An 11,669-nucleotide genomic window follows, 5' to 3' on the forward strand; every position below is an offset into this window, starting at 1 on the left:
GTGTGGGGGTGAAACGCTTCGACGAAGGTGTCGAGCGAGCGCGGTGGCGACCCACGCGACGGTAACCCGACCGTGTTTGACGTGTCCAGAGCGTGGACACGGAAATGTCGAAGCGCTTCGACGGACGGGTTCCGTGCTCAGCTCAGGGCACGAGCAGCACCTTGCCGGTCGCCGGATCGCCCCCGCCCACCAGGGCGAGCGCCTCACCGAACCGTTCCAGCGGGAAGGTGTGCGTCACGAGCGCGGCCGGGGCGAGCAGGCCGGCGGAGAAGGCGCGGACCGCGTCCGCCCAGGCCGCCGACGAGGCGCCGAAGACACTGCGGACCTCCAGCTGACTGTCCGACAGGTGCACCGGGTCGATGCCGGCCGCCCCTTCCCTGAACATCCCGGTCAGCACCACCCGGCCGCCCCGGCGGGCGAGCCGGCAGGACGCGGCGGCCGTCGCCGGCGCCCCCGCCGTCTCCACCACCAGGTCGAAGCGGCCCTCCGCCTCCACCGCCTCCGCCGGGTCGAGCGCACGGCTCGCCCCGAGGCCGAGGGCCCGCGCGCGCCGGGCGGCACGCGGCTCGATCACGGCCGGCTCGGCGGGGGAGGAGGCGACGAGCCACTGGACGGCGAGCATCCCGAGGGTTCCGGCGCCCACGACGGCGACGCGCCCGCCCGGCCGGGGCCGGCCGGCCCGTACCGCCCCGGCGATCACGGCGGCGGGCTCCAGGAGCGCGGCCGCCCGCGGGTCCGCCCCCTCCGGCAGCGGGTGCGGCAGCCGCGCCGGGACCAGCAGGTGGTCGGCGAAGGCGCCCGGTTCGGTGAAACCGGTCTCCGCGTACCCGGCCGCGCACAGGCTCGTCTCCCCGTCCCGGCACCGTTCGCACGTCCCGCAGGAGCGGGTGCCCTCCGCGACGCACGGCCGGCCCACCAGCGCCCCGTCCACCCCGGCACCGACCGCCTCGACGGTGCCCGCCCACTCGTGGCCGGGCACGACCGGGTAGCGGACGTAACCGGCGGCCCGGCGGCCCTCGTACAGCTCGCGGTCGCTCCCGCACATCCCGGCCGCCGCCACCCGTACCCGCACCTCACCCGGTCCGGGGACGGGGACGGGCCGGGTGATCAGGCGGTGTGAACCCGGCCGGTCGACGAGGACCGCCCGGCCGGTCGCGGCGGTCACGCCGGCCGCCTCCGCTCCCAGCCCTCGGCCCACAGGTCGAACCGGGCCCGCTGCCGCGGGAAGGCCGCGGCGGCCTCGGTGTCGAGCTCGACGCCGAGGCCCGGGGCGTACGAGATCGTGAAGCAACCGGTCTCCGGGTCCACCTCGGGCGCCCCGCGCACCACCTTCGCGATCTCCGCGTCGGCGAAGTCGTTGAAGTGCTCCAGAATCTTGAAGTTCGGCGTGCAGGCAGCCAGTTGGAGGGAGGCGGCGGTGAGGACCGCGCCGCCCACGTTGTGCGGGGCGACCAGCACGTAGTGGGTCTCGGCGGTGGCGGCCAGCTTGCGGGCCTCCAGGATGCCGCCGATGTGCCCGACATCCGGCTGGATGATGTCCGCGGCCTGCGACTCGAACAGCTCCCGGAACTCGATCCGGTCGTGGATCCGCTCCCCGGTCGCCACCGGCATCTCCACCCTCTCCGCCACCTTCGCCAGCGCCTTGAGGTTCTCCGGCGGCACCGGTTCCTCCAGCCACGCCGGCCGGTACGGCGCCAGCTCGCGCGCCAGCCGTACCGCCGTCGCGGGCGAGAAACGCCCGTGCATCTCCACCATGAGTTCCACGTCCGGCCCGACCGCGTCCCGGACCGCCTCGACGAGGGAGACCGCGTACCGCGAGGCCGCCGCGTCCAGCTCCAGACGGCCGTTCCCGAAGGGGTCGATCTTCAGCGCGCGGTAGCCGCGCTCCACCACCCCGCGCGCCGCCGCGTGGTATCCCTCGGGGGTCCGTTCGGTGGTGTACCAGCCGTTCGCGTACGCCTTCACCCGCTCGGTCACCTTCCCCCCGAGCAACTGCCACACGGGCGCGCCCAGCGCCTTGCCCTTGATGTCCCAGCAGGCCATCTCCACGACGGCGATCCCGGACGTGACGATCTCACCGGCCCGCCCGAAGTCCCCGTACTTCATGCGCCGCACCAGGTCCTCCACCGCGAAGGGGTCGGAACCCGCGATGTGGTTGACCTCCGCCTCCCGCAGATAGCCGAGCAGCGCGTCGGTGTGCCCCAGCATCCGGGTCTCCCCGACGCCGGTCAGCCCCTCGTCCGTGTGGACCAGGACGTACGTCAGATCGCGCCACGGCGTACCGACGACATGTGTGGTGATTCCCGTGATGCGCACGGCGGTTGCTCCCTGGGACGTGAACGGGGGGACGTCCGGCCGGTGGGGTGCGGGCCGGTGAGGCGGCGTGACCGTAGGCGGCGGCCCGCCGGGGTGTCAACGGGCCCGCCCGGGGCACCGGAGCGTCCGGTCCCGGCCGTTGCCCCCTCCCCGGCGCCCGGCTAGTCTCTGTCCGCGATTTCGGTCGTGCTACGGAATATCGAACGGCGCGAGGGTGAGGTGGGGGCCATGGGACGACTCGTTCCCGCGGTGACCAGGGCGTTCGACATACTGGAACTCTTCCTCCAGGGGGACGGGACGCTCTCCGCCCCCGAGATCACCCGCCGCCTCCGGCTGCCGCGCACCACCACCCACGAACTGGTCTCCACCCTGGCCGCCCGCAACTACCTGGTGCCCGTGCCCGACCAGCCCGGCCGCTACCGCCTCGGCGTGCGCACCTACCAGCTCGGCAGCCGCTACGCCGAGCAGCTCGACCTCGCGGCCGAGGGACGGCAGGTCGCCCACGAGGTGGCCGAGACCTGCGGCGAGACGGTGCACGTGGCGCTCCTGGAGGACCTGGACGTCATCTACATCGCCAAGGTGGACTCCACCCACGCCGTACGGATGGTCTCCGCCACGGGCCGCCGCCTCCCCGCCCACTGCACGGCGGTCGGCAAGATGCTGCTCGCCACCCTCCCCGAGGCCGAGCTCGAAGCCCGCCTCGACGGGCGCGAACTGACGGCGATGACCCCGAACAGCCTCACCGACCCGGACGCGCTGCGCGCCGCGCTCGCCGAGATCAGGATCCTCGGCGTCGCCGTCGAGCAGCGGGAGTCCAACCCGGACGTGAGCTGCGTCGCCGCGCCGGTACGCGACCGCGGCGGCCGGGTGGTGGCCGCCCTCTCCGTCTCCGTCCCCGTCCACCGCTGGAGCGAGGAGCGCGAGAACGAACTGACGGCCTTGGCCGTGCGCGGCGCCCGCGACCTCTCGGCCCGCCTGGGCTTCCGCGACCCGCGCTAGAACGGGCCCGGTCCCCTGCGGCGAAGGGTCAGCGGTGGGCGAACCAGGAGGCCGCCGGCAGCAGCCTGCTGTCGTAGTCGAACAGGGCCTGGTTCTCCCAGCCGTTGCCCGAGGCGGGGTCGGCCGGGTCCCAGCCGTTGCCCGCGACGGCGGTCCAGGCGGGCTCCCAGTACACGACGCCGAGCCCGCGGCCGTTCGGCACCGCCTCCACCACGTTCATCACGTCCCGCAGCCAGGCCGACTGGCCGGCCGGGCTCGCCGGATAGCCGGGCACCAGCTCCGAGGTCCGGTCGATGATGTTCTCGTGCGCGTCCTCGCTGTCCAGGCGGAACGGGTAGGCCGTCTCCACGACGAGGACCTTCTTGCCGTACCGGGCGGAGACGTCGTCCAGATTGGCCTGGAGCGCGGACAGGGGGCCGTGCCAGTAGCCGTAGAAGGACAGCGCGATCACGTCGTAGGGGACGCCCTGGGCGGCCGCGTTGTCGAACCAGTTCCGGTACAGGGCGTTGTCGCCGCCGTGCGCGAGGTGGAGCGCGATCTGGGCGGACGGCGAGACCGCCTTGGCGGCGGCGATGCCGGACTTCAGCAGACCGGCGAGCCGCGGCCAGTCGGTGGTCGAGCCCTCGGGCCACAGCATGCCGGTGTTGATCTCGTTGCCGATCTGCACCATGTCGGCGGGGGTGCCCTGCGCCTTCAGGGCGTTCAGGACGTCGTACGTGTGGTCGTACACGTCCGTCCTGAGCCGGTCGTACGCGTGCCCCTGCCAGGCGGCGGGCTTGGTCTGGGCGCCCGGGTCGGCCCAGATGTCGGAGTAGTGGAAGTCGACGAGGAGCTTCATGCCCTGGGCCTTGACGCGCTGCGCGGTGGCGAGGACGCGGGCCTTGTCGTTGTAGCCGTCGGCCGGGTTCACCCACACCTTGAGCCGGCCGTAGGTGGCGCCGGCGTTCCGCAGCAGGGCGACCGGGTCACCGGCGGTGCCGGTGCCGCCCCGGTAGATCCCGCCGAGGTCCTCGCTCTTGCGCAGGGAGGACAGATCCACGCCCTTGACGGCGAGGCCCGTCGATCCGGGGGTGAGGGTGAGGTCGTCGACGTTCAGCCAGTTCCCGGCCCTGGCATCGGAGTTGACGCTGACGGTGCAGGCGCCCGTGGTGACGCGGACCGAGGTCACGATCCGGATCCACGCACCGTTCGGGGTGACCGGCAGGTCGGTGCGCTGCTCGGCCGAGCCGCAGTTGCGCAGGGCCAGATGCGCGGCGTTCTGGCCGCCGCTGGAACGGACCCAGGCGCTCAGGGTGTAGGTGCCGTTGGCGAGGCCCGAGAGGTACTGGTAGGTCTCCACCCGGTAGGCGGAGGACGACCAGTGGGAGAGGCGGTGGCCGCCGCCGCGCCCGCCCGCCTCCGTGAAGGAGGCCGCGTGGTGGCCGGTGGCCGAGTAGGTGGACCAGCCGGCGGGGGTGGCGGTCCCGGTCCCGTCGCTCTCGAACCCGGCGTTGACCAGGGTGGAGGCGGCCTGCGCCCGGGGGGCGGCGGGCAGCGGGGCCAGGAGCAGGGCGGACAGGGCGGCGGTGAGGGCCGCGGCTCGCAGGCGGAGTCGCCGTCGTACGCAGTGCATCGTCGAGTCCCTTCGACGGTGGCGGAGTGATGGGGTGGTGCCTCACAGGTGGTGCGGGTGCCGCGCGTGTGCCGGTGGAGCGAGCGGCACGCGGTGGTGCGTGGTGTGCGTGGTGCGTGTGGTGCCGATGGGCACACGGCACGCGGTGGTGCGCGCGGTACGGGCGGGGGCGCCGTACCGCTCACCCGGGGGCGGCGCCGCTCGGGCCGTCGCCCCCGGGGAGTCCTGGGCCGGCCCTCCGGCCGGTCACGGCGGGGCCGGGGACGGGACGGTCAGGAGTCCAGGCGTACGACCGCGACACCGCCGGCCGGGACGGTGAGCGTGCCCGCGGCCGGCTTCCCGCCGAGGAGTTCCGTTCCGGTGCCGCCGAGCGGCACCCCGGCGTCCTCGGGGGAGTGGTTGAGCGCGAAGAGGTAGTGGCCCCCGGGACCGGCGCGGCGCACGACCTCCACGTCGCGCGGCAGTCCCGGACGGCCGGGCACCCCCGCGTCCTCGCAGGCGGCCGCCACGATCGCGTCCAGCGAGTCCGCGTCGAGCCGGGTGGAGACGTACCAGGCGGTGCCGCGCCCGAGTCGGTGCCGGGTCACGGCGGGCCGGCCGGCGGCGGGCCCGTCCGCGTACGACCACACGGTCTCCGCCCCTCGCGGCACGACGAACTCGGTCCACACGTCGCCCGTGAGCGAGGCGCCGCCGGGGCCGGTGACACGCACGCGCTGGTCGTCCAGGAGTGGGGACCACTCCTCCACGGTGAGGCCGAGGACCTCGCGCAGGGCGCCCGGGTAGGCGCCCGGGTGCACGGCGTCGTGTTCGTCGACGATCCCGGAGAAGTACGAGACGACGAGCGTGCCGCCGTTCTCCACGTAGGCGCGGAGGTTCTCCCCGGCGGCCTCGGTCGTCAGGTAGAGGGCGGGCACGACGACCAGCGGATAGGCCGACAGGTCGGACTCCGGGTGGGCGAAGTCGACGGTCAGGTGCCGGTCGTACAGCGTCTCGTAGAAGCTGTCGGCCCGCTCGCGGGCGTCGTGGGCCTCGCTCGGCCGCCATTCGAGGCTCTGCGCCCACCAGGAGTGCCAGTCCCAGAGCATGGCCACGTCCGGCACGGTGCGGGTGCCCCGCACCTCGGCGAGCGCGTCGAGGCCGGCGCCGAGGGCGACGACCTCCCGCCAGATCCGGGTGTCGGTGCCGCCGTGCGGCACCATCGCCGAGTGGAACTTCTCCGCCCCGCGCCGGGACTGGCGCCACTGGAAGAACAGGGCGCCCTCGGAGCCCCGGGCCACGTGGGCGAGGGAGTTGCGGGCCATCTCACCGGGCCGCTTGGCCGGGTTGCGGGCCTGCCAGTTCACCCCGGACGTGGAGTGTTCCAGGAGCAGCCAGGGGGCGCCGCCCGCGACGGAGCGGGTGAGGTCGGCGGCCATCGCCAGATTGACGTGGGTGCGGCGCCCGTCGGTGATCAGGTAGTGGTCGTTGGTGACGAGGTCGACCTCGCGGCCCCAGGCCCAGTAGTCGACGGAGTCGCACTGGCTGAGCGCCGTCATGAAGTTGGTGGTGACCGGGATGCCGGGCGCCAGGCCGTGCAGGATGTCGCGTTCCGTCCGGAAGTTCTCCAGGAGGGTCGCGTCGGCGAAGCGGCGGTAGTCGAGCCGCTGGGCCGGATTGTGGGCGGTGGGGGTGGCGCGCGGCGGGTCGATCTCCTCGTAGGAGCCGTAGCGCTGGCCCCAGAAGGCGGTGCCCCAGGCCTCGTTGACGGCTTCGACGGAACCGTAGGTCCGGTCGAGCCAGTGGCGGAAGTGGGCGGCGCAGGTGTCGCAGTAGCAGGCGCTGACGGGCACGCCGTACTCGTTGTGGACGTGCCAGAGGGCGAGGGCCGGGTGACCGCCGTAGCGGCGGGCCAGCTCGGTGGTGATTCCCGCGGCGGCCGCGCGGTAGGCGGGGGAGCTGTGGCAGATCGCCCCGCGTGAGCCGTGGGAGTACCGCACGCCCTCGGCGGTGACCGGCAGCGCCTCGGGGTGGAGGCGGTAGAACCAGGCGGGCGGGACGACCGTCGGGGTGCCGAGGTCGACGCGGATGCCGTGCTCGTGCAGCAGGTCGAGGAGCCGGTCGAGCCAGCCGAAGTCGTACCGGCCGCGCTCGGGTTCCAGAAGGGCCCAGGAGAAGATCCCGACGCTCACCATGGTGACGCCGGCCTCGCGCATGAGCCGGACGTCCTCCTGCCAGACGCTTTCCGGCCACTGTTCGGGGTTGTAGTCCCCGCCGAAGGCGAGCCGGTGCAGGCCCCTCGGAGCGGTCTGCGGCATGAGTCTCTCCTGAAACCTCGGACGGTGAAGAATCCCGCACATGGGAACGTGCACACACCAGATCTCGATGTGGCAACGCAACATAACCGCACAGGAACAACCATTGACAAGTGTCTGGAACGTTTCTCTACTGTGAACGCTCACAGACGCATGGTCGGCCTCTCCGCCCGAAGGAGAGGCCCCTTTCGGTCAGGGAGAACCCATCCATGCCCCACATCACGCGCCGCGGTCTCGCCGCCGCCACCGCCGTCCTCCTCGGCGCCACCGCGCTCACCGCCTGCGGCTCCGGTTCCGGCGGCGGGGAGGGCGCCGGATCCGGTCCGGTCGAACTCACCTACTGGGCCTGGGCCCCCGGCATGGACAAGGTCGCCGCCCTCTGGAACGCCGAACACCCCGACATCCGCGTCACGGTGCAGAAGCAGGCCTCCGGCGACGACCTGGTCACGAAGATCATCACCGCGGCCAAGGCCCACGAGGGCCCCGACCTGGTCCAGGCCGAGTACCAGGCCCTCCCGACCCTCGTGAGCAACGACGCCCTCGCCGACATCGCGAAGGAGACCCGGGGCGTCGAGGACGCGTTCGCCCCCGGCATCTGGCAGCAGACCACCTTCGGCGGCGAGGCCGTCTACGCCCTCCCGCAGGACTCCGGGCCGATGATGTTCTACTACCGCGCCGACCTCTTCCGGCAGTACGGCCTGACCGTCCCCACCACCTGGGACGAGTTCGCCGCCACCGCCCGCGCCCTGAAGGCGAAGGCCCCCGGCAAGGCCCTGACCACCTTCTCCGCCAACGACTCCGGCCTCTTCGCCGGGCTTGCCCACCAGGCGGGCGCCCGGTGGTGGACCTTCGAGGGCGACACCTGGAAGGTCGGCATCGACGATCCCGCCACGCGGAAGGTCGCCGACTTCTGGGGCGGCCTCGTCGCCGAGGGCGCCATCGACAACCAGCCCATGTACACCCCCGCCTGGAACAAGGCCCTCAACACCGGCGAACAGCTCGCCTGGGTCTCCGCCGTCTGGGCCCCCGGCACCCTGACCACCGCCGCCCCCGCCACCAAAGGCAAGTGGGCCATGGCGCCCCTCCCGCAGTGGACCCGCGGTGCCTCCGCCACCGGCAGCTGGGGCGGCTCCTCCACCGCCGTCACCTCCGACTCGAAGCACAAGGAGGCCGCCGCCGAGTTCGCCGTCTGGCTGAACACCGATCCCAAGGCCCTCGCGGCCCTGGTCAAGGAGAGCGGCATCTACCCCGCCGCCACCGCCGCGCAGACCAGCGGCGCCCTCGCCAAGGCCCCCGACTTCTTCACCAACCAGCCGGACTTCTACGCCCGCGCCGCCGAGATCGCGAAGACCACCGCCCCGGCCGCCTGGGGCCCCAACGTGAACGTCGCCTACACCTCCTTCAAGGACGAGTTCGGCAAGGCCGCCAAGGCCCGGACGCGGGCCGCCTTCGGTACCGCCCTCACCAGCGTCCGGAACACCACCGTCGCCGATCTGCGGAAGCAGGGCTTCGAGGTCGCCCCGTGACGCAGCCCGCCCGGGGCGTGCGCCGGTCGTACGGGGTCAAGACGGCCCCGTACGGCTTCCTCCTTCCCGCCGCCGTCCTCTTCCTCCTCTTCTTCGCCCTGCCCATCGGCTACGCGATCCGCCTCAGTTTCCACAAGATCGAGGTCAAGGGGCTCGGTCTCGGCAAGGGCGCCAAGTCGGAGGTCTGGGCCGGCCTGGCGAACTACACCTCCGCCCTCACCGACCCCGAATTCACCGCCGGCGCCCTGCGCGTCCTCGGCTACGGCGTCATCGTCGTCCCCGTCATGCTCGGCCTCGCCCTCCTCTTCGCGCTCCTGCTCGACTCCGAGCGCGTCCGGGCCCGCTCCTTCGCCCGGCTCGCGATCTTCCTCCCGTACGCCGTCCCCGGCGTCATCGCCGCCGTCCTCTGGGGTTTCCTCTACCTCCCGGACGTCAGCCCCTTCCACTTCCTCCTGGACCGGCTCGGCCTTCCGCGGCCCGACCTGATGGACGGCGGCCCCCTCTACCTCGCGATGGCCAACATCGCCGTCTGGGGCGGCACCGGCTTCAACATGATCGTCATCTACACGGCCCTGCGCTCCCTGCCCGCCGAGGTCCACGAGGCGGCCAAGCTGGACGGCTGCTCCGAGTTCCAGATCGCCCTGCGCATCAAGATCCCGATGGTGGCGCCCTCCCTGGTGCTCACCTTCTTCTTCTCGGTGATCGCCACCCTCCAGGTCTTCAACGAGCCCACCACGCTCCGGCCGCTCACCAACGGCATCCCCTCCACCTGGAGTCCGCTGATGAAGGTCTACAACGACGCCTTCACCGGCGGGAACATCCACGCCGCCTCCGCCACCGCCGTGATCCTCGCCCTCGCCACCTTCGTGCTCTCCTTCGCCCTCCTCCGCGTCTCCCACCGCCGCACCACACAAGGAGCCGGCCGATGACCGGGTTCGCCTCCCCGTCCGCGCGCAAGGCGGCCCCCGCCGCCGGCACCACCCCCGGCGTCGCCCAGGCCCCGCCCCCCGCCACGGGCGCGGCCACCGCAGGCCCCCGCCGCACCGCGCTGCTCCCCACCGCCGCCCTCGTCCTCGGCGCCCTCTACTGCCTGCTGCCCGTCGCCTGGGTCCTCGTCGCCGCCACCAAACCGGGCGACGCGCTCTTCTCCACCTTCACCTTCCTGCCCGGCACCGGCCTCGGCGACAACGTCACCGACCTCACCGCCTACCGCGAGGGCATCTACTGGCGCTGGATGCTCAACTCCGTGCTGTACGCGGGCCTGGGAGCCGCCCTGTCCACCGCCGTCTCCGCGCTCGCCGGATACGCCCTCGCCGTCCACCGCTTCCCCGGCCGCGAGGCCTTCTTCAACGTCATGCTCACCGGCGTCCTCATGCCGCCGGTCATCCTCGCCGTCCCGCAGTACCTGCTGATGGCGGAGGCCGGCCTCACCGGCACCTACGCCTCGGTACTGCTGCCGCTGATCCTCTCCCCGTACGGGGTCTACCTCGGCCGGGTCTACGCCGAGGCCGCCATCCCCATGGAGCTGGTCGAGGCGGGCCGCATGGACGGCGCCGGTGAATGGCGCATCTTCCTTCGGATCGCCGTCCCCATCCTGTCCCCGGGCCTGGTGACGATCTTCCTCTTCCAGTTCGTCGCCATCTGGAACAACTTCCTGCTGCCCTTCATCATGCTCGGCGACGACGAGAAGTTCCCCATGACGGTCGGCCTGTTCACCCTCCTCAAGCAGGGCGCCTCCCAGCCCGCCCTCTACACGCTGGTCATCACCGGCGCCCTCCTGGCCATCGCCCCGCTCGTCGCCCTCTTCCTCGTCGTCCAGCGCTTCTGGAGCCTCGACCTGCTCTCCGGCGCCGTAAAGTCCTGAACACAGGGGATCGAGGGGAACCACAGCATGAGCACAGCAGCGAGCAGGCGCCGCCCGGCGACCATCCACGACGTGGCCCGCGAGGCGGGCGTCTCGCGCGGCACCGTCTCCCGTGTCCTCAACGGCGGCCACTACGTCAGCCCCACCGCCAAGGCCGCCGTCGAGGCCGCCATCCGCCGCACCGGGTACGTGGTCAACCGGCACGCCCGCTCCCTCATCACCGGCAGGTCCGACTCGGTCGCCTTCCTCCTGACCGAACCGCAGGAGCGCTTCTTCGAGGACCCCAACTTCAACGTCCTCCTGCGCGCCTGCACCCAGGCCCTCGCCGACCGCGACATCCCGCTCATCCTCATGATCGCGGGCACCGAGGACGAACGCCGCCGCAACCTCCGCTACATCGAGGCCGGCCACGTCGACGGCGTCCTCCTCGTCTCCAGCCACTCCGGGGATCCCGTCGTCACCCGCCTGCACGAGGCCGGCGTCCCCGTCGTCGCCTGCGGCAAACCGCTCGGGCAGACCGCCCGCATCGGCTACGTCGCGGCCGACGACCGCGAGGGCGCCCGTGACATGGTGCGCCACCTGTACGCCTCCGGGCGGCGCCGGATCGCCACCGTCGGCGGCCCCCTCGACACCCCCGGCGGGGTCGAGCGCCTCGCCGGCTACCGGGAGACCCTCGCCGAGTGCGGCCTGCCGGCCGACGAGGCCCTGATCGCCACCGGCGACTACAGCAGGGCCAGCGGCGAGGAGGCCGCCCGCGTCCTCCTGGAGCGCGCCCCCGACATCGACGCCGTCTTCGTCGCCTCCGACCTGATGGCCCAGGGCGTCCTCGACGCCCTCGCCCGCGCCGGCCGCCGGGTCCCCGAGGACGTCGCCGTCGGCGGCTTCGACGACTCCCCGGCGGCGCTCTCCTCCCGGCCCGCCCTGACCACGATCCGCCAGCCCTGGGACCGGATCAGCGCCGAGATGGTCCGCACGCTCCTCGCCCGGATCGCCGGCGAGGAGCCCTCGGCGGTCATCCTGCCGACCGCCCTGGTCCGGCGGGAATCGGCCTGACCCGGACC

General features: G+C 72.9%; 9 protein-coding genes. 5 read left to right on the forward strand and 4 right to left on the reverse strand.

Annotated features, from left to right (window positions below; genetic code table 11):
• Positions 1–142: 142 nt before the first annotated feature.
• Positions 143–1,165, reverse strand: a complete 1,023-nt coding sequence (locus ABTY40_RS17040; RefSeq protein WP_352060230.1) for a zinc-dependent alcohol dehydrogenase — start codon at positions 1,163–1,165, stop codon at positions 143–145.
• On the reverse strand, positions 1,162–2,316 hold the full coding sequence (locus ABTY40_RS17045) for a mandelate racemase/muconate lactonizing enzyme family protein (RefSeq protein WP_352060231.1): 1,155 nt from the start codon (positions 2,314–2,316) through the stop codon (positions 1,162–1,164). Before ABTY40_RS17045 ends, ABTY40_RS17040 begins: the two co-directional genes overlap by 4 nt.
• A 228-nt stretch (positions 2,317–2,544) precedes the next feature.
• On the opposite strand from ABTY40_RS17045, the gene ABTY40_RS17050 reads away from it, so the two are divergent.
• Positions 2,545–3,315: an IclR family transcriptional regulator gene (locus ABTY40_RS17050; RefSeq protein WP_352060232.1), complete on the forward strand. Its 771-nt coding sequence runs from the start codon at positions 2,545–2,547 to the stop codon at positions 3,313–3,315.
• A gap of 28 nt (positions 3,316–3,343) precedes the next feature.
• On the opposite strand, the gene ABTY40_RS17055 is transcribed toward ABTY40_RS17050, so the two are convergent.
• The gene (locus tag ABTY40_RS17055) at positions 3,344–4,927 is read right to left on the reverse strand and encodes a glycoside hydrolase family 53 protein (protein ID WP_352060233.1); all 1,584 of its coding nucleotides are present in this window, start codon (positions 4,925–4,927) and stop codon (positions 3,344–3,346) included.
• A gap of 272 nt (positions 4,928–5,199) precedes the next feature.
• The gene (locus ABTY40_RS17060) at positions 5,200–7,221 is read right to left on the reverse strand and encodes a beta-galactosidase (protein WP_352060234.1); all 2,022 of its coding nucleotides are present in this window, start codon (positions 7,219–7,221) and stop codon (positions 5,200–5,202) included.
• Between the two features lie 206 nt (positions 7,222–7,427).
• On the opposite strand from ABTY40_RS17060, the gene ABTY40_RS17065 reads away from it, so the two are divergent.
• From ABTY40_RS17065 to ABTY40_RS17080, 4 genes are read left to right on the forward strand one after another with little or no spacing between them, the layout of a single operon-like run.
• Positions 7,428–8,744 (forward strand): ABC transporter substrate-binding protein, encoded by a 1,317-nt coding sequence (locus tag ABTY40_RS17065; protein WP_352060235.1) that lies wholly within the window; start codon positions 7,428–7,430, stop codon positions 8,742–8,744.
• On the forward strand, positions 8,741–9,673 hold the full coding sequence (locus tag ABTY40_RS17070) for a carbohydrate ABC transporter permease (protein WP_352060236.1): 933 nt from the start codon (positions 8,741–8,743) through the stop codon (positions 9,671–9,673). Before ABTY40_RS17065 ends, ABTY40_RS17070 begins: the two co-directional genes overlap by 4 nt.
• Positions 9,670–10,608: a carbohydrate ABC transporter permease gene (locus ABTY40_RS17075; RefSeq protein ID WP_352060237.1), complete on the forward strand. Its 939-nt coding sequence runs from the start codon at positions 9,670–9,672 to the stop codon at positions 10,606–10,608. The genes ABTY40_RS17070 and ABTY40_RS17075 overlap by 4 nt, the downstream gene beginning before the upstream one ends.
• A 27-nt stretch (positions 10,609–10,635) precedes the next feature.
• Positions 10,636–11,661, forward strand: a complete 1,026-nt coding sequence (locus ABTY40_RS17080; protein WP_352060238.1) for a LacI family DNA-binding transcriptional regulator — start codon at positions 10,636–10,638, stop codon at positions 11,659–11,661.
• Positions 11,662–11,669: the final 8 nt, after the last annotated feature.

This window comes from Streptomyces sp. NPDC126503 (genome assembly GCF_040302405.1).
Classification (GTDB): domain Bacteria; phylum Actinomycetota; class Actinomycetes; order Streptomycetales; family Streptomycetaceae; genus Streptomyces; species Streptomyces gulbargensis.